A 16,018-nucleotide genomic window follows, 5' to 3' on the forward strand; every position below is an offset into this window, starting at 1 on the left:
AAGCCAGGGAGGACCCATCGCTGGTATCGCGAATGGCTCGCAATGCCAGGGCGGATTCAGTAGCGCGGGCAGCACGCGGCCTTTCACGAGCCACCCGGGGGGATGGGGCCGAATCAATGCTTGCGTGATACATCAGGGTTCCCCAAAGGCAGGCTGCGCTGCCGGTTGTCTAGCTGCTCTTGTCGCTGGCGGATACGCTCGCGCTCCGCCAATGCTTCTTCACCTACCAACCCGGGCACCGCATCAGTCAGCGCCAGGGCGGCCAGTTCCATTGCTTGCCGCGCAGATGCGCAGGCTATGCCACGCCGTCGATATCGGGATCGATGGGCGTGGTGAGTTGCCACGTCAGTCCTCCATCCCCTGCTGACCAGCAGCACGGCAGGCGTTGCGCTCCAGGCGGTAGCAGAGCTTGCGCACCTCGCGCGACAGGTCTTGAATTCGATCCGCCTCGGGGACAGTGAGGCGCTGGTCCGCCAGCGCGTCGATACCTGCACCGGCCAGCGCACCTGTCAGCTTGTGCAGCTCCAGCAACTTCGCCTGGATCGCGGCCAGCTCATCGGGCCAGCCCCCCTCAGGTGGCGGCGGGACATAGTCGACCATCAGGTCGTACTGGCCTGCGAGGGAGCACACCCAGTCGGTAGCACTCTCCTGCGTGACCACGAACTGCTGCAGGTAGTCGGTCAGGATCTCGGCCATCTCCATGGAGATAGACTCACCATCGACGCCCCGCAGTTTCTTGCGCAGTGTTTCGGCCGAGATCGACTTGCCCCGGCGCTTGCTGATGTGTGCGGCGGCATCCTGCAGGCCACCTGGGGCGCGGGTCACTGCGTTATGCAGCGCATCCCGCCAGTAAAGGTCAGAGCGGAGGCAAGTCATGCTCCCCCCTGAAACGCGCCATCGATCAGCGTGGGAAGGCTGGCAGCAGCCGGCGCAACATTGGCGCCATGGCAGAGATCATCAGCTTCCCGCAGCGCATGCACTTCACCGCTCTTCGCTCCTACGACGCCGCATCCGGCATCGGTGGCGTGGTCGCGGTCCTGTTCGCCCCGGCGCGTCAGGCCCATGTAGGCAGAGCACTTCATGCCGTCTCAGCCGGCCAGATGTCAGGGCGGATTGCGGCCAGGGCCAACGGCTCGCATCCGAGCTCGCCGCCGATCTCAACGGATGCCTCCTGAATCTTTCGTGCCAGGATCGGACTGGGCTTCTTGTTCCTCCATCCGGTCGCGCACTGCCACAGGTATCCCTCAGAACTGCCGGTCAGGGCAGCGAGGCGCCGCTTACGTTCGGGGTCCGAAATGAAGGTGAGTAGGTCCATAGGGCTAGTATTTAGCCCGCAGCTAAACCCTGTTGTCAAGCTGGCGGCGAAACAACGCTGTTTAGCTACTAGCTACGCTTCCCGCATGGATGCCATCACCGCTAGACACCTCAACCTTCAGGCGCTGGTCGCCACGCTGAAACCCCAGCTGGGAACTCAGAAGGCGATCGCCATCCACCTGGATATGGCCCCCTCCTACCTCAACCAGCTGTTGAGCGGGAAGAAGCTGGGCGATGACGCCGCGCGCAAGATCGAACGGTCAGCGGGGCTGTCACATGGTTGGTTGGATCAACCCAGGTCTGAAGATGCTGCTGTCGATGCAGCTGCTGCTGGTTCTCAGGATTTGCGAATCGACCCTGAGATCATCGCCTCCGCGATCAGGCTCGTCAGGCTCACCTTCGCTAACCTTGGAATTGATGACTTCAGCAATGAGGACGACGGTACGCCACTGGCTTATGCCTACGAGTACCTCTATCACCGAGGCGAGGCGACGGTAACCCCTGACAACCTGATCGATTTTAGCAAGGCGCTTGCGCAAAGGCTCAGGGAGAAGGATGGAGAACCAGAAGAAGGAGCCCCCGGCCGCGGGGACACTCGAGGCATTGGCGCAGGTGATCGCGCAGCGCGTCGCAAGGCGTGATGGGCAGAAGCCCAAGCTGCGCGTAGTCGCAGCGACGAAGCCATCAACCATCGATAACGTGACGCGGGACAGCATCCTCCGTCGCATCCGCTGGCTGCGCGATCACTACAACCTGGGCTGCTTGATCGACCAGGCAACGTTCAACACGCCTGGCATCGACTGCCTGGAAAACGATGCGCTGGTGCAGCTGCATCGGGAAATGGAGGCTGCCAGGGAATGCTGCATGGAAGGCGTCCCCTTAGATGAAGCGGGCTTCATTAGGGACGTTTCCATTCAAGACGCTTGACGTGGAGCTGCAACAAGTGGGCGCAGTCAGCGCCCACTCCCGTCACTTGCCGCCAGCTGAGTACTTCTCCCGCGTGGCGCGCTCACGCTCACTACGAGCATCAGCACATCGCCTCCTGGCTTCCGCCATTTGGGTGTCGGCAGAAGTTCTGTCCGCCGTCTGCGACTGGTGCAGGCTTGCTATCTGGGACCGGATTCCAGCCTCGTAGGTGGCGCCAGCCAGATTGTTGCTGGCCTTGGCCAAGTCACGGTTAAGTGCAGCGATCTGGCGTGACACATCCTGCCCGCGCACGTTGACCGGACCGTAGATCCTGCTTTGCTCCGAAGACAGGCAGTTCCGCTCGGCGATGCCTGCATCCGCCAGCTCTGTCGTCTGGTAAACCGCAGCGCGATTGGCAGCCTCACCCGCACTCTCTGTTGAAGCCCGGTTAGAACGGAGCCTCATTGGTGCAGCACCTGCGGAACACGGGTCTTGCGAGTAGACCGTCTCCCCGCTCGCTCCCTTGCACTTGAACACCTCAGCTGAAGACCACGGCGAAACCACCAGCGCAACCCCTAACACCAACACCCTGCTGAACATTGCAGCCTCCCTGGCCCTGATACGCCTGGGAATTATCCGTCGTGTCCAGCCCATTTCCATCCCCCGTCAATAAATTTAGCTGCCAGCTATTGCAATGATAATTTAGCTGTGGGATAAATTGCTCCGCCGGCATTCCACCGGCGGGCGACCGGCGGGTCGCCAAGCGGACCGGGCCTCCCCTCCCTGCCGCAGCCGCTCCCCACGGCAGATGACCCGCCGGCGCCCTCTCTTAATCAGGAGCGCGCCATGTCTCATCGCCACGCCGATCCGAGCCCAACCCTACTGCCGCTGCTGGCCGTTAAGGCCCTGCTGGCGCTGGCGGCCCGCGATCACAGCACCGCCCGGACCCTGTGGACCCGCAGCAAGGGCGAGCACAGCCGCAACCAGCTGCGCCGCTCGCGCCGCATGGGCGTTGCGAGCCTTCACATGGAAGCCTGCTCGCGGGATATGTCAGCTGAGGTGCGGTCATGAGCCGTCAATACCGCGACGAGCAACTGCAGCTCGGCACCCACCTGTCAACGCTGGAACGCGCCGCTGAAGAAGCCCTCGCTGCGGCTCGAACCGCATATCCTCCTGGCGCGCTCTGCATCGTCCGGTCGCAGCGTTGCGGCTACGCAGTCGTCGAACGCGAAGCGAAGATCATCAGCACAGTCGCAGAACTTCACGTTACCCACTCCGGACGCCCCTGGGCTTCGATAACGGTACGAACGAAGAATCTGCGCACGGGCAAGGTCAAGGCGTTTTACCCGTCTGTGGAAGTTGCTGGGAAGCCGAGCATTCGCACCGTAAAACCCTGCGCGCGGTATATGTCGGCCGAGGTGCAGGCATGAAGACTTTGCCTCAGTTCATCGCGCCATGCTTCGACGCAACGCTGTCAGTGAATCGCTACACCGCTGACCGGTGGGCGATCCATCTCTTCAAGTCCGAGGAGAAGCGGGCGAAGTTCCGATCCATCGTGCTGATACTCGGGGAGCCCAACCAGCTTCCGGAGCTTGATCCCGGCGATACCAACAGCGCACCCAAGCTGTGGCTCGGCAAAGCTGCTTTTGAGCTTCCGACAGAGCTGGCATCGAAGCTCAGATCTTTCTTGGGCGAGCACACCGAAGGTGGTGTCGCGTGAGCCGCCGTCTCCGCATCATCTGGCTGGCAGTCGGTCTTCTGGCCGCCGTCGTCGTGCCGCTGCGCATCGCCGAGATCCGCAGCGCCCATGCCTACCACGATGCCGCGAAGGCCCGCTGGGCAGCCAGCAATTTGGTGAGGGGCTGAGCATGCGCCAGACCTCACGCCCGCTGCCTGCATCGGTTCCCTCCTGTGGCCACGGCCACCGCCCGCAGATCGTCATCACCAGCGGCGCGCCGACCGGGCATCGCCTGGGCACGGCCTGCCCCGACCTGGTGCACATCGAGTGCTATCGCTGCGGCAAGGCTACCCGGCCCGTTCCGAGCGACCGCGCCGCGCTGGCCGAGCTGCGCTGGACCGACAGCACCTTGGCGCACTACCGCATTCCGATCTCCCACCTCGCCCGTCATCGCGGCGAAGTGCTGGCCGAACTCGCTTCAACCGCCCCTTCCACCTCCATCGCAGCCTGACCAGGAGACACGCCATGGCCGCCGCCCTCAAGCCGAAAGAACGCGCCGCGCTGCTGGCAGCGCATGCCGCTTCGGACCACGCACTGCACCGCACCCGCGCGGGCTTCGCGCCCAACAACCGACCGGAGAAGGTCTTCACCCGTCGCGTCATGAACTGGCTGGATGAGCGCGTGCTGATGCGCTTTGACGACCCGGAGCTGCCGCGCACCGCGACCTTGACCGCCGCCGGTCTTGCCGCTGCCGAGGCCGAGATTGCCAAGGCCCGCGACCTGGCGCTCTCCGCATGAGCGCAGCGCCAACCCTTCCGGTCGAGCAGCAGTTCGCCACCGGCCACCAGGGTGAGTCGCTGGTGCTGATGGTGTGCCAGGGCTGGATCTGGGCTGGGCTGTACACCGCCGCGCCCCGCGAATCGCTCATGCAGCTCGCCGCCAGCGCCAGCCGGAGCGTGGGGGTATCGCACAACTCGCTGCGCCTGGGCGGCACGACCTTCCCCCTCAACCGTCTGGCCGCTCAGGCCGCACACCGCTGGCTCGACCGGCAGGGCGTTCGCGTCAGGCCGATCTCCCCCAACAACCGCGCTACGCGCGCCACGAAAGGAATCCACGCATGAGCCGCTCTGTCGTGATCTATGGGCCGCAACGCTGCGGCAAAACCGCCAACGCGCAGGAGCTGCGCGAGCACTTTGGCATGACGGACGTGCTGGACGACTGGGACGGGCACACCGCCTACCCGCTGGACGACACGCTGGTGCTGACCAACAACGCCGACGCAGTCGCGCATCAATCGTCGCGCGTGCTGCACTTGGGCAGCGCGATGCGCCAGATGGTTGCCGGGGCGCGCGCATGAGTACTTCCGCACAGCACACCGGCCGCGCCGACCTTGTGCGCAAAGCCCTCGCGCAGTTCCCGCATGGAGCAACGATTGAGCAGCTGAGGACCATCGGCCGCATCAACGAGTCGAGCCACGTCATCAGCCACACGCTGACCGGTCTGGCGCGCAGCGGCCAGGCTACCTGTGCACGCTCAGGCCGCACCGGCATCTGGCGCCTCGCTGGCCACGTGCAGCACGCCATTGCACCCCTGCGCGCGGCCGAGCCCCGCGAACGCCGGACGTTCCGCGCCCTGGTCACGGCACTCCCGGAAAACGGCCGCGCGAGTGACGCGTCGACCACCGTGCGGCACAAGGATTACGAGCGCGATCTGCTGGCCGAGGATATCGCCGCATTCCGCGCCAACGGTGGGCGTATCGAGCAGCTGGGCACCACGCCACTGCGCCCCACGTTGAGCCGCCATGCGGCGAACCACGGCGGCTACATGGATCGCCTGCCGACCCAAAGCGCGGACTGAGCCTGATGAGCGCCCCTTCCACAGATCGCCCCATCGACGTTGTCACGGCCCGCAAAGTGCTTTACGCGACAGGCCCTGCGCACCAGGCGTTCGGTCAGTCTCGCGCGGCTTACTTCGTCGTTCCCCGCCGCACGCTGCAGTCGATGCCGGCGGAGTGGCAGGAGCGCTTCATCGGCCTCATTGCTGAGGCCAGGACCTACCTTCCGGTGGACGCGTTCCCGCAGTACCAAGTGACCCGCCTGAACGATGGCCGCTACGCCGCCGATCCGCACCGCCGGTACCGCCGCGCCGGGCCGATTCCCCCTCGCCCGGCTGGCGCTGCAGCAGAACCCACCCCCGCGCCGCTGGGCGGCGCATTCGTCAACACCGACGTCGACTTCTAGCAGGCACACCAATGACCGCGACCCAACAGACGAAAGAACTCCCCATCGCCTACGCATGCCCTGTGCTGCGCGATGCCGTCCGCACCTTGGAAGCAATCGCCGTCGAGGCGGTCTGGATTCCAAATGCTGCAAAGGCGGTCCCTCTGGCTCAGGCCTCGACCGCGCTGCTCGACCTGTATGCCCGTCTGCCGCGCGTGCAGGATCTGCGCGTGTTCGAGGCGCCGGTTGCCGCGTGGTACGCCTCGCTCCGCAGCAGCTTCCAGGAGGGCGACACGCCGCTGTGCGATACCACCAAGGCCCGGCTGGCACACGCCGCGCAGCTGCTGCAGCTGGTGCGCGGTCAGAGCGGCACCGGCATCGATCCGGCTGATCCGTGGCGAGGGCTGTATGACCCGGCACGACTGCCGGCGCGGGACAGCCATGGCGAAGTCCTGTGCCACCCGGACGTGCCTGCGTGGGCTGACGGCCGCGAGTCGTCCCTCCTGCCGCTGTTCTACGCCCAGGGCTTCGACCTGGTTGTGGTGGAGGCCGAGTTCGAGGAGGAATCGGTTGGTACCGGTGTGTACGCCAACATCCAGCAGATGATCGACTGGAACCCGGAAGGCCCTGGCGCTGACTGGCGCCTGGTGTGGCTGGGCGAAACGGAGGATGGGCTGGCTGCGTGGTTCGTGCGGCCCTTAGCTATCTCCGCTCTCGAAAAGATGGGGGCCCGCGCATGAATTCCTCGATGGCAGATGGCGCAGCCCAGCGCTTGGTCGCGCAGATCGGCGAGGCCCTGTTCGGTCAGCCTGGCCTGACCCTCATGGAACTGGCTGAGGCGGTGAAGGCGAACACCTTAAGCCCCGTGAGGTTTGACGTTGAAGCAATGCTTGCCGTCTGCGTGCCAGGCGGCAGTGTTGCGGACCCACAATCCGTGGCAGACAGCATCCGGCAGTGGTTTGCCGAACCGAGAGCACTCAGGAAAGATGCCGCCACCTGGTCACAGTCGCGAGCGGAAGAGTTTACCGAGGCAGTCCACAGAGCTTTGTGCGTCCACGCACCTGCGCTGAGCCAGCGCAAGCGTGATGCAGTCAGCTCCTATGCCAGGCAGCTGATGCTCGACAGCCAGGCCGCGCGCAATGGCTGACGGCTCCCGTTCCTTCAACTTCCCCGCGCCGCAGCGCTCCCGCCTGCGCCCAGGCGAAATCGTGGTCGACCTGTTCGCCGGCGGTGGCGGTGCCAGCGAAGGCCTCAAGCAGGCCCTCGGCATCGATCCCGCCCTGGCCTACAACCACGACGAGCTGGCCATCGGCATGCACGCTGCGAACCACCCGCTCACCCAGCACCACCGCGAGGATATCTGGCACGCCGACCCGCGCGTGGACGTGGCCGGCCGCACCATCGGCTGGTTCCATGCCTCCCCTGACTGCACCCATTTCAGTCAGGCCAAGGGCGGCCAGCCGCGCAGCCGGAAGACCCGCGCCCTGTCGTGGGTGGTGTTGAAGTGGGTTGGCCAACTGCTTCGTGCTGATCGCCTGCACGGCACCAACACCGCGCCGCGCATCATCTCCATGGAGAACGTCTGGCAGATACTCACGTGGGGTCCGCTGGTGGCCAAACGCTGCAAGGCCACTGGCCGGGTTGTCACACTGGACCTGGTGCAGGCCCTGCACGAAGAAACGGGGCAACCGCTGTTCCGCAGAGGCAGACCGGTGATGGTCAACCGGGTTGCGGATAAGGGCGAGCATGTGCCCGTGGAGCGCCAGGCGCTGGTTCCGGACAAACGCTACAGCGGACGCACTTGGCAGCAGTTCGTGGCCGCGCTGCGAGCACTCGGCTACGTGGTCGAGTGGCGGAAGCTGGTGGCCAGTGACTACGGTGCCGGCACCAGCCGCGAACGTCTGTTCCTGCTCGCGCGCCGCGATGGCGAAGCCATCGTGTGGCCAGAGCAGAGCCATGGCTCTGCTCCTGGGCAGACGCCCCGCGTCACCGCCGCCGACTGCCTGGACTTTTCCATCCCCTGCCCCTCCATCTTCACCCGCGGCAAGGCTCTTGCCGATGCCACCATGCGTCGCATCGCCAAGGGTGTCATGCGCCACGTCATCGAATCGGCAGATCCGTTCATCGTGCCGGTGACGCACCAGGGCGGCGACCGCGTCCACGACGTGCGTGATCCCATGCGCACCATCACCGCCGCCAACCGGGGCGAGCTGATGCTGGCTGCCCCGGAGCTGGCACCGTTCCTCACTGAGCACGCCAATGCCAGCCGCCAGCGAACGATGGCGGCCGACGAGCCGCTGCCCACGATCTGCGCCGGGGTGAAGGGTGGCCACTTCTCCGTGGTATCGCCGACGCTGGTGCAGACCGGCTACGGAGAGCGCGAGGGCCAGGCGCCGCGCGCGCTCAACCTGCAGCAGCCGCTGGGTACGGTGGTTGCCGGAGGCGTGAAGCATGCTGTGGCAGCAGCCCACCTAGTGAAGTTCCGTGGCGACAGCATCGGTACGCCTGCCACCGAGCCGGTGCCGACGATCACGTCTGGTGCTAGTGCCGCGCGACCGGCCGGCGCCGCGCATGCCCTCGGCGTGGCTGCTGCATCGCTGGTCACTCTGCGCCGGAACATGGTCGGTGCCGATGCGCGGACGCCGCTAACCACTGTGGCGGCGCAGGCCGAGCACCATGCCGTCTCTAGCGCCTTCATGGTCCAGGCTGCACACGGCGAAGGTAAGCCGGGCGGTGTCCAGCGCTGGGGCATCGGCAGCAAGGATGCGCGCACTCCCGTCGGCACGGTCACTGCGAGCGGCAACGGCGGGCACGCCATGGCCGAGGCCGAACTGGCCCAGCTGTCGCCCGAGCAGGAGGCCGGTGCGCTGCGCGTCGCCGCCTTCCTGGTGAAGTACTACGGCAGCGGCATCGCGGTCGATCTGCACGACCCGGTGGACACCATCACCACCAAGGACCGCCTGGCCTTGGTCACCGTCCACATCCAGGGCGTGCCGCACGTGATCGTGGATATCGGCCTGCGCATGCTCAAGCCGCATGAGCTGTACCGCGCCCAGGGATTCCCTACCGGCTACATCATCGATCGCACCGCCAACGGCACGCCGCTCAGCACCAGCGCCGCCGTGCGCATGGTCGGCAACAGCGTCAGCCCGCCGCCGCTGCGCGCCTTGGCCGAGGCCAATCTGGACCCGGCTCCAGCTTACATCGCGGTGGCAGCGTGATCGGCGGCCTAGCGGAACCGCTTGAGAATGGACATATGCCCAATCGCGGCCGAGCAACCTTCGGTCGCATGATCAAGCACAGCAAGTCCGTTACTCAAGTTTCGATCAAACGCAACGCAGAACTTGATCCAGACTTCGTCCTCAACCCTGCTCCTGTCAAATTGAAGAAGCCCAGCCAGCTTCGATATGTAGCTGACGAAGTACAAAGATCGAGAAACATCCGCGGCAAGAAGAGTACCGACGTCCGGATATTTACTCAGATCGACTTCAAGAGCGCGCACGGGAGCAAGATTTTCAATAAGCGCCTCCGCCGCTTCCACAAGTCCAGCATCGTTCTTGAGAGCCAGCCGTTTATCAATCGCCTCCCCCGAGGGCGCGGCGAACGAGTAAACGGATTTAAAATTCTTGATTGCTGCTTGTGCAGTCTCAAGCTGAGTGACGTGAGCGGCCGCAAAAATCGCGCTCACACGTCGACTCGCAAAGAACCGCTTAACAGCGGGCACAGAGAGTGCGGTCACAACACCTGCCACAGTGCCAATGCTGGCCCAAGCATCCCAATTTATTACGCAGGTTTCACTAAGCCACCAGCATTCACTTATCCCGTCAGAAAAGCTCATTTCAGAAATCCCCCTGGTTGCTCTGGTGAAGTTTGCCATGGGACTGCAGGCCGATGAAAAACTTTCCGATTGACTACGCATCTAAGCGGTTCAAAGACGAGATCGATGACACGCTGGGCCTTGAGGACGCGGCACGGATGATGCGCCTGGGCCTCGAGGCCATGAAGGAGCTTGTGGACAAGGGCGAAGTACCCGCCGTGCGCCTGAATCAGAAACACACCGTCATGCTGCGCGAGGATCTCATCGACTTCCTGCGTTCGGAAGGGCGCCGGCAGGCAGCAGAGCGGAAGAAATCAGCGATCGGCACCCGGCCCGCCGCCAACGCTCCAGTGGCCACGACCGCGAAGCGCAAGGGCAAGGCCCGCCGCATCAGCCCGCCTGACCTGCGCGCCTACGAGCAGGCCGATCACCAGAGCTGATCGGCCAAATCTGAGGCACGCAGGTTGGCGTACCGCTTCAACTGCCGCGGATCGCGATGTCCGGTGATGCTCGCGATCTTGATGTCCGTCAGCGTGGTCTTTTCATACAGGCGGCTGGTCGCTTCGTGACGCAGATCGTGGAAGCCGAGATCCGCACACCCCGCTGCAACGAAGATGCGCTCGAACTGGCGCGAGAGCTTGCTCGACACACGGCGCAGGGCCAGCGGACTCCGCTCTCCCTCCCAGAAGGGGAACAACCGCCCGCCGAAATCACCCTGGTACGCCGCGAGCTTGGCTAGCAGCACCGACGTCATCGGCACCTGGCGCTTGCTCCCGTTCTTTGTCTTGTCCAGGAAGATCGTGCGGCGCGCAACGTCTATCTGGCTGTGCTCCAGCGTGTAGATCTCCCGCATGCGCATGGCCGTCTCCAGCGCCATATCGAACATAAGCACCAGCGCATCCCGCTGTGGAAGGTCCAGCGCCCGTTGGCGGCCTTCCGGCTTCGCCCCAGCCAGGATCTCGCGGATGCGAGCCTCCTCTCCATCTTCAAGCCGGCGATCGCGTTCCTGATCGGCCTTTGCATGTCCTTCGATTTTCGCCACGGCCACCTTGTCGTCGGGCGTGTACGTCGAATAGCCGCGCGGCAGAAGGCGCAACGGATTCATCGGCAGCGCGCCGTGAGCGGCCAGCCAGTCGAGAGCCCGAGACAACGCCCCCACGTAATGCCGGATGGTCGAAGGCGCTAGGTTCTGCTCACGCTTCATCGTGGTGACCCATTCGGTCGCCCAGGTAAAGGTGAGCTGCGGAAGCGTGATGCCGATGGGCAACCTCGACAGCAGGACAGGCAGCAGCTGCTCATCATCCACAGAGATGTGCTGCGCGCCGCGATACTCGCTGACTTGGCTACGCAGATCCTTTGCCGCCGCCTTGGTGTTGGCCAACTCCTCTGGCACGATGCCGCGGTCGAGAATCGCCTCCAAGCGCCTGACGTATTCGTCGCCCTCAGCCTCCGACGCGAAGCTCAGATACACAGGCTGAGGCAGCAGGCCTGCCCGTTTGATCGTGTACTGCCAGGAGTCGCCCCGGCGTCGCTTGGTTGCCATCCCTGCTCAAACTCACGTAAACGCACTCGACACATGTTAACGCGAGTTTGCCACCCGAAAACGGGTGGCAGACCGATGATTTCATGGCCGAATCAGGGGATTCTGCGGACTGCAGCCAAACGCTAGGCAAAGAAAAACCCCTGACGAATCAGGGGTTTATTTGGAGGCCTCAAGCGGAATCGAACCGCTGTAAACGGATTTGCAATCCGGTGCATAGCCACTCTGCCATGAGGCCAACGTACTGCGGCCAGGAACGATGCCCCTGACATGACAAAACCCCGCGACGGGGCCTGTCGAAACTGGAGCGGGAAACGAGACTCGAACTCGCGACCTCAACCTTGGCAAGGTTGCGCTCTACCAACTGAGCTATTCCCGCGTAAGCCGCCATGGTACCGGAAATCCGGAACACACACCAGCGATTTCACCTTTCTGACTGCGCGCAAAGCCTTGTGGCCCAACGTGCCCCGCCTTGCCGAGGCGGGAGAAAAACAAGGCCCCTAGCGGGGCCCTGTAGAATCTGGAGCGGGAAACGAGACTCGAACTCGCGACCTCAACCTTGGCAAGGTTGCGCTCTACCAACTGAGCTATTCCCGCAGATTCCGTTCGACCTGCGTCGAAGGAGCGCTATTGTGTCCAAATTCCTTCACGCCGTCAACAGTCTTCACCCACTGCGATCCGGGCCCCGCGCGGTGGGGTACCCTGCCCAGCCCGGACGCCTCGACCCATGTTCCTGCACGGCAAATCCCTGCTGATCTCCCTGCTGCTACACCTGCTGGTGGCCGCGCTCTACTGGACGTTGATGCCGCTGGGCATGGACTGGTATCGCGACCATATCGGTTTCAGCTCGCACGGCAACATCGGCCTGGGCTTCGCGCAGTACTACGCGTTCGTGCTGTTCCTCGGCGCGCCGCCGTTGATCGCGATACTGCGGCCCTTGGCAGCCAAATTGTTGGTGCTGGCCATCCCGCTGGCATTCGCGACCTGGACGCTGATGCACACAACCCGTTGCGCATGGTGTACTTCACCGTCGCGCCGGGCCTGCTGACACTGGCTGCGATCGCAGCCAGCGCGCGCGTCGCTGCGCGCATCCCGGCCAGCACCATTCGCACGGAGCATAGTGATGACTGAGCGCGGTACCCGCTTGTACTGGTTGCTGGTGGCAGTGATCTGGCTGCTGGTGATGGCCGCGCTGATTCATGCCGGTACCCAGCCCGACTACTGGATGCAGCGCGCGCTGGAACCTGGCGTCACCCTGCCCTATCCCACCAGCACGGTGGCCACGTTTTGCGTGATGGCCACAGCGGAACTGGCCGTCATGGCGCTGATCGCAAAACTGCGATGGAAGCGGTTGTGGCTGCGCCTGCTGATCGCCTTCGCGCTGTTGCTGGCCTGGTCGGCACCGTTCGCAATGGGCGCGATGCATCAGTCGCCGGTGTACGGCATGCACGTGCTGTGGCTGCTGCTGGTGGATCTGAGCCTGTTCCTGGCCCTGTGTGCGGTGTCCGTCATCAGTGCGTGGCAGGCGTTCCGCCGCCGCGCTTCCGCCGCGCGCGGACACCCTTCACCGTGAGCGCAGCACGACATCATGCAGCCATCGCCACGGGCCTGATGCTCGCGGCCTGCGCGCTCGCAGTCTGCCTTTCGACCCAGCGGGTATCGAACGCGATGATGCTGCTGATGGACAGGAGCAACTTCATCCCCGAACAGTCGTCGATCTTCTTCTTCGAACCTTACGTGATCAGCGATGGTTCCTCGAACGACTGGCTGTACGGCAAGGACCTGACCTACTACTACCACTTCACCTACCAGGCCGATGCTCCGTACCTATACACCGTGCAGAAGAACGCCTGCCGGAATTTCGACCGGGCGGACATACGGACGCGGTGCAATGTGGGCAGGGGAGCCCCTCGCACGACCATCGGCAAAAAGCACTGACGCAAACGAAAAACGCCCCCTTGCGGGAGCGTTTTTCTGCAATCTGGAGCGGGAAACGAGACTCGAACTCGCGACCTCAACCTTGGCAAGGTTGCGCTCTACCAACTGAGCTATTCCCGCAGATTCCGTTCGACCTGCGTCGAAGGAGCGCTATTGTGTCGATATTGCTGCACGGCGTCAACCGGATTTTTCGGGTCGTCTGCACTGCGTCGTTCAGCTTGGCGGTCAGGCCCGCACGCCGCGCCGGTGGAAGTAGATCTGCTCGGCCACGCGCCGCGTCACGGCGGTGCGCAGCAGCGCGTTGAGCGGCCAGTCCTGCTGCAGATGGTCCATCGCCCAGCGCAGCAGGCGCTTGCGGCGGAAGGTCGGCGCCACCCGCCGCGCCACCTGTTCGGCGGCGGGGCCATGGCCACGCAGGTGCAGGCCGATGGCATCGCCGACCGCCCATCCATGCCGCCACGACGAGTGGATGCCGCCGGCCGACAGCGGCGAGACGATGCCGGCCGCATCCCCGGTCAGGATCAGGCGCTGGCCGGTGATCGGTCCATCCGGCAGGCCACAGGGCACCAGCCCGGCGCGGGTGGACGACGGCTGCAAGGACGGTGGGATGCCGACGATGTCGCGCACATGTTCGATGAAGCCATCGATGTCCGGCACCCGCGCCTGCGTCGGGGCATGGCGCAGGGCGAGACCGACCTGCACGCCCGTGGGATTCTGCGCGACCCAGCCGATATAGCCCGGCGCGTAACGCTTGCTGACGAAGCAGTGCAGCGCATCGCCCTGTAGCAGCTGCAGGCCATCGAATTCGCGCTCGACGCCATAGAGGTTGTCGCGCACTTGGCCCAGGCCGGTACGCCGCGCCACGCGTGATCGCGCGCCATCGGCACCCACCAGATAGGCGCAGCGCCCTGCCCCTTCCACCTGCCAGCCATCGCCATCGGCCTCTGCATTGCTGAAGGACTGCTGCAGGCGCAGATCCACGCCGCTCGCACGCAGTTCGTCGGCCAGCCAGCGCATCAGGTTCGGGGTGTCGGTGGTGAGGAAGTAGTACCCGGGCGCGGCCAGCTGCACGCCGCGCAGGTTCGGCGCGTACAACCGGACGCGCGCGACACGCTGGACCATATGCTCAGGCATGCGCCCCAGCCAGGTCTGCTCCATCGCCTCCTTCACCACGATGCCGGTGGTGTGCAGGCGCTCGCCGGGATCTGCCTTGCGCTCCAACACGCAGACGCGCAGGCCGTACTGCGCTGCGGCCAACGCGCAGGCCGCACCAGCGAAACTTGCGCCGACGATGACCAGATCGTGGTCGTAGGCAGAGGACATGTGGGGCATCGCGGCAGCACCGGTTGGAACGGTGTTGCAGCTTCGCGTGCGTGCGTGGCGGGGCGATGGGGTGGCGGTGAAGTGGGGATGAAGCGGCCGAAGACGGAAACGAAAAACGCCCCCTTGCGGGAGCGCTATTCTTGAATCTGGAGCGGGAAACGAGACTCGAACTCGCGACCTCAACCTTGGCAAGGTTGCGCTCTACCAACTGAGCTATTCCCGCTTGGGAGGCGAAATTCTACCTGTTCTGGGAATGGCGTCAAGCGGTTTTTTCAGGGGCTTCGCGAAGCGACCGACATGTTGTATCCATGCCGGTGTACATCCGACCGAGGCGCGAACATCAACACCGAACCAACTGAGATCTGGGTCTTCCACGGCGCAGGCGCGCGCTTCGCCGGGGGCGTCTTCGGCAATCGTGAGGCCGGCTTGTCATGGGCGGCCAAGCACGCGCTGACAGGGGTGCTCACCTGCTATCCGTTGAATGAAGGCGCGTACGACTGGGCGCTCCGATCAGGCGCCTTTACACCCAAGCGGCCAGAGCATCGCGAAGCGCATTTCATCGGCGGATTTACCTCCGCATCAATGGACCATGTGCACGTCGAAGACGGCACACCCCAGTAGATCCATCCCATGCGTGGGTAGGGGCAACCGTGGGCTCAGTTGCCCAGCTTCTTCTGCCGCGAGCGCTCGCGCGCGGCGCGCTCGTCTTCGCGCAGGCTCGGCCAGGCCGCATGCAGGTACTGCAGGCCGGACCACAGGGTCAGCACGGCGGCGATGGCAAGGGTCCAGTCACCGATATGGAACACCGGTGGGCCCATCCAGATGTCATTGACCGGCACGTTCGGTGCCACCGAATACAGCAGGCACAGCAGCGCGACCATCTGCGCGGTGGTCTTGACCTTGCCGATCATGGCCACGCGCACCTTGGCGCGCTGGCCCAGCTCGGCCATCCACTCGCGCAGCGCCGACACGGCGATTTCGCGGCCGACGATCACCGCCGCCCAGAACGCCATCCAGGGCGTCGGGTGGCCCTGCACGATCAGGAACAGCGCCACGGCCACCATCAGCTTGTCCGCCACCGGATCGAGGAAGGCGCCGAACGCCGATTCCAGCCTGTACCGACGTGCGATCCAGCCATCGAGCCAGTCGGTGATCGCGGCCAGGCCAAAAATCGCTGCGGACGCGAAATTGGTCCAGGTGTAGGGTAGGTAGAACACCAGCACCAGCACCGGGATCATCACGATCCGCAACAACGTCAGCCAGGTGGGCAGGGTCAACTTCAT

The 16,018-nt window shown here is 64.5% G+C and carries 27 protein-coding genes and 5 tRNA genes; 21 read left to right on the forward strand and 11 right to left on the reverse strand.

Features of this window, described 5'->3' with window-relative positions; all coding sequences use genetic code 11:
* Nucleotides 1–345: 345 nt before the first annotated feature.
* Nucleotides 346–825, reverse strand: coding sequence for a hypothetical protein (locus FJU31_RS04115; protein ID WP_246161205.1), 480 nt, complete (start codon nt 823–825; stop codon nt 346–348).
* A gap of 119 nt (nt 826–944) precedes the next feature.
* Between FJU31_RS04115 and FJU31_RS19255 the strand changes: the two genes are divergently transcribed.
* The 3 genes from FJU31_RS19255 to FJU31_RS04130 all read left to right on the forward strand — a co-directional run bounded on the left by FJU31_RS19255 (nt 945) and on the right by FJU31_RS04130 (nt 2,241).
* Entirely contained in the window at nt 945–1,175 is a 231-nt protein-coding gene (locus FJU31_RS19255; RefSeq protein WP_188115447.1) for a hypothetical protein, read from the forward strand.
* 225 nt (nt 1,176–1,400) lie between these two features.
* Nucleotides 1,401–1,955 (forward strand): hypothetical protein, encoded by a 555-nt coding sequence (locus tag FJU31_RS04125; protein ID WP_246161206.1) that lies wholly within the window; start codon nt 1,401–1,403, stop codon nt 1,953–1,955.
* Nucleotides 1,927–2,241 carry a hypothetical protein gene (locus FJU31_RS04130; RefSeq protein ID WP_246161207.1) on the forward strand — a complete coding sequence of 105 codons (315 nt, stop codon included), beginning with the start codon at nt 1,927–1,929 and terminating at the stop codon, nt 2,239–2,241. The genes FJU31_RS04125 and FJU31_RS04130 overlap by 29 nt, the downstream gene beginning before the upstream one ends.
* Nucleotides 2,242–2,283: 42 nt before the next feature.
* On the opposite strand, the gene FJU31_RS04135 is transcribed toward FJU31_RS04130, so the two are convergent.
* The gene (locus tag FJU31_RS04135; protein WP_150453605.1) at nt 2,284–2,820 is read right to left on the reverse strand and encodes a DUF4124 domain-containing protein; all 537 of its coding nucleotides are present in this window, start codon (nt 2,818–2,820) and stop codon (nt 2,284–2,286) included.
* A 246-nt stretch (nt 2,821–3,066) separates the two neighbouring features.
* On the opposite strand from FJU31_RS04135, the gene FJU31_RS04140 reads away from it, so the two are divergent.
* From FJU31_RS04140 to FJU31_RS04195, 13 genes are read left to right on the forward strand one after another with little or no spacing between them, the layout of a single operon-like run.
* Nucleotides 3,067–3,291 (forward strand): hypothetical protein, encoded by a 225-nt coding sequence (locus FJU31_RS04140; protein ID WP_150453606.1) that lies wholly within the window; start codon nt 3,067–3,069, stop codon nt 3,289–3,291.
* Entirely contained in the window at nt 3,288–3,650 is a 363-nt protein-coding gene (locus FJU31_RS04145; RefSeq protein WP_150453607.1) for a hypothetical protein, read from the forward strand. Before FJU31_RS04140 ends, FJU31_RS04145 begins: the two co-directional genes overlap by 4 nt.
* Complete coding sequence (locus FJU31_RS04150; protein WP_150453608.1) at nt 3,647–3,940, forward strand: hypothetical protein; 294 nt, start codon at nt 3,647–3,649, stop codon at nt 3,938–3,940. The genes FJU31_RS04145 and FJU31_RS04150 overlap by 4 nt, the downstream gene beginning before the upstream one ends.
* Nucleotides 3,937–4,086 (forward strand): hypothetical protein, encoded by a 150-nt coding sequence (locus tag FJU31_RS19260; RefSeq protein WP_188115448.1) that lies wholly within the window; start codon nt 3,937–3,939, stop codon nt 4,084–4,086. Before FJU31_RS04150 ends, FJU31_RS19260 begins: the two co-directional genes overlap by 4 nt.
* Before the next feature lie 2 nt (nt 4,087–4,088).
* Nucleotides 4,089–4,409 (forward strand): hypothetical protein, encoded by a 321-nt coding sequence (locus tag FJU31_RS04155; RefSeq protein ID WP_150453609.1) that lies wholly within the window; start codon nt 4,089–4,091, stop codon nt 4,407–4,409.
* A gap of 14 nt (nt 4,410–4,423) precedes the next feature.
* Complete coding sequence (locus FJU31_RS04160) at nt 4,424–4,696, forward strand: hypothetical protein (protein ID WP_108746377.1); 273 nt, start codon at nt 4,424–4,426, stop codon at nt 4,694–4,696.
* Nucleotides 4,693–5,019, forward strand: a complete 327-nt coding sequence (locus FJU31_RS04165; protein WP_150453610.1) for a hypothetical protein — start codon at nt 4,693–4,695, stop codon at nt 5,017–5,019. Before FJU31_RS04160 ends, FJU31_RS04165 begins: the two co-directional genes overlap by 4 nt.
* On the forward strand, nt 5,016–5,255 hold the full coding sequence (locus FJU31_RS04170) for a hypothetical protein (protein WP_150453611.1): 240 nt from the start codon (nt 5,016–5,018) through the stop codon (nt 5,253–5,255). Before FJU31_RS04165 ends, FJU31_RS04170 begins: the two co-directional genes overlap by 4 nt.
* Complete coding sequence (locus tag FJU31_RS04175) at nt 5,252–5,755, forward strand: hypothetical protein (protein WP_150453612.1); 504 nt, start codon at nt 5,252–5,254, stop codon at nt 5,753–5,755. The genes FJU31_RS04170 and FJU31_RS04175 overlap by 4 nt, the downstream gene beginning before the upstream one ends.
* A 5-nt stretch (nt 5,756–5,760) precedes the next feature.
* Nucleotides 5,761–6,138, forward strand: a complete 378-nt coding sequence (locus tag FJU31_RS04180; RefSeq protein WP_150453613.1) for a hypothetical protein — start codon at nt 5,761–5,763, stop codon at nt 6,136–6,138.
* Nucleotides 6,139–6,149: 11 nt separating this feature from the next.
* Nucleotides 6,150–6,857, forward strand: coding sequence for a hypothetical protein (locus tag FJU31_RS04185; RefSeq protein ID WP_150453614.1), 708 nt, complete (start codon nt 6,150–6,152; stop codon nt 6,855–6,857).
* The gene (locus FJU31_RS04190; protein WP_150453615.1) at nt 6,854–7,264 is read left to right on the forward strand and encodes a hypothetical protein; all 411 of its coding nucleotides are present in this window, start codon (nt 6,854–6,856) and stop codon (nt 7,262–7,264) included. Before FJU31_RS04185 ends, FJU31_RS04190 begins: the two co-directional genes overlap by 4 nt.
* On the forward strand, nt 7,257–9,338 hold the full coding sequence (locus FJU31_RS04195) for a DNA cytosine methyltransferase (protein ID WP_150453616.1): 2,082 nt from the start codon (nt 7,257–7,259) through the stop codon (nt 9,336–9,338). Before FJU31_RS04190 ends, FJU31_RS04195 begins: the two co-directional genes overlap by 8 nt.
* Before the next feature lie 8 nt (nt 9,339–9,346).
* On the opposite strand, the gene FJU31_RS04200 is transcribed toward FJU31_RS04195, so the two are convergent.
* On the reverse strand, nt 9,347–9,994 hold the full coding sequence (locus FJU31_RS04200; protein WP_150453617.1) for a hypothetical protein: 648 nt from the start codon (nt 9,992–9,994) through the stop codon (nt 9,347–9,349).
* Between the two features lie 14 nt (nt 9,995–10,008).
* Here FJU31_RS04200 and FJU31_RS04205 point away from each other — a divergent pair, with 14 nt between their 5' ends.
* Complete coding sequence (locus FJU31_RS04205; protein WP_150453618.1) at nt 10,009–10,374, forward strand: helix-turn-helix domain-containing protein; 366 nt, start codon at nt 10,009–10,011, stop codon at nt 10,372–10,374.
* On the opposite strand, the gene FJU31_RS04210 is transcribed toward FJU31_RS04205, so the two are convergent.
* The 4 genes from FJU31_RS04210 to FJU31_RS04225 form a co-directional block, all read right to left on the reverse strand.
* Nucleotides 10,362–11,477: a site-specific integrase gene (locus FJU31_RS04210; RefSeq protein WP_150453619.1), complete on the reverse strand. Its 1,116-nt coding sequence runs from the start codon at nt 11,475–11,477 to the stop codon at nt 10,362–10,364. The two genes, FJU31_RS04205 and FJU31_RS04210, sit on opposite strands and share 13 nt — an antisense overlap.
* A 161-nt stretch (nt 11,478–11,638) precedes the next feature.
* Nucleotides 11,639–11,712: transfer RNA gene (locus FJU31_RS04215), tRNA-Cys, on the reverse strand.
* Nucleotides 11,713–11,777: 65 nt separating this feature from the next.
* Nucleotides 11,778–11,853, reverse strand: a tRNA-Gly gene (locus FJU31_RS04220).
* A 142-nt stretch (nt 11,854–11,995) separates the two neighbouring features.
* Nucleotides 11,996–12,071 (reverse strand) — tRNA-Gly (locus tag FJU31_RS04225).
* Nucleotides 12,072–12,201: 130 nt separating this feature from the next.
* Between FJU31_RS04225 and FJU31_RS04230 the strand changes: the two genes are divergently transcribed.
* From FJU31_RS04230 to FJU31_RS04240, 3 genes are all read left to right on the forward strand, one after another.
* Nucleotides 12,202–12,522, forward strand: coding sequence for a hypothetical protein (locus tag FJU31_RS04230; protein WP_246161208.1), 321 nt, complete (start codon nt 12,202–12,204; stop codon nt 12,520–12,522).
* Between the two features lie 75 nt (nt 12,523–12,597).
* Nucleotides 12,598–13,047, forward strand: a complete 450-nt coding sequence (locus FJU31_RS04235) for a hypothetical protein (RefSeq protein ID WP_150453620.1) — start codon at nt 12,598–12,600, stop codon at nt 13,045–13,047.
* Nucleotides 13,044–13,412 carry a hypothetical protein gene (locus tag FJU31_RS04240; RefSeq protein ID WP_246161209.1) on the forward strand — a complete coding sequence of 123 codons (369 nt, stop codon included), beginning with the start codon at nt 13,044–13,046 and terminating at the stop codon, nt 13,410–13,412. The genes FJU31_RS04235 and FJU31_RS04240 overlap by 4 nt, the downstream gene beginning before the upstream one ends.
* Nucleotides 13,413–13,456: 44 nt before the next feature.
* On the opposite strand, the gene FJU31_RS04245 is transcribed toward FJU31_RS04240, so the two are convergent.
* The 3 genes from FJU31_RS04245 to FJU31_RS04255 all read right to left on the reverse strand — a co-directional run bounded on the left by FJU31_RS04245 (nt 13,457) and on the right by FJU31_RS04255 (nt 14,958).
* Nucleotides 13,457–13,532, reverse strand: a tRNA-Gly gene (locus FJU31_RS04245).
* A gap of 105 nt (nt 13,533–13,637) precedes the next feature.
* Nucleotides 13,638–14,744, reverse strand: coding sequence for an NAD(P)/FAD-dependent oxidoreductase (locus FJU31_RS04250; RefSeq protein ID WP_150453621.1), 1,107 nt, complete (start codon nt 14,742–14,744; stop codon nt 13,638–13,640).
* 138 nt (nt 14,745–14,882) lie between these two features.
* Nucleotides 14,883–14,958, reverse strand: a tRNA-Gly gene (locus tag FJU31_RS04255).
* Between the two features lie 74 nt (nt 14,959–15,032).
* Here FJU31_RS04255 and FJU31_RS04260 point away from each other — a divergent pair.
* On the forward strand, nt 15,033–15,356 hold the full coding sequence (locus FJU31_RS04260) for a DUF7710 domain-containing protein (protein ID WP_150453622.1): 324 nt from the start codon (nt 15,033–15,035) through the stop codon (nt 15,354–15,356).
* 35 nt (nt 15,357–15,391) lie between these two features.
* On the opposite strand, the gene pgsA is transcribed toward FJU31_RS04260, so the two are convergent.
* The gene (pgsA, locus tag FJU31_RS04265) at nt 15,392–16,018 is read right to left on the reverse strand and encodes a CDP-diacylglycerol--glycerol-3-phosphate 3-phosphatidyltransferase (protein WP_150453623.1); all 627 of its coding nucleotides are present in this window, start codon (nt 16,016–16,018) and stop codon (nt 15,392–15,394) included.

The organism is Stenotrophomonas cyclobalanopsidis (assembly GCF_008710035.1).
GTDB classification, from domain to species: Bacteria; Pseudomonadota; Gammaproteobacteria; order Xanthomonadales; family Xanthomonadaceae; genus Stenotrophomonas; species Stenotrophomonas cyclobalanopsidis.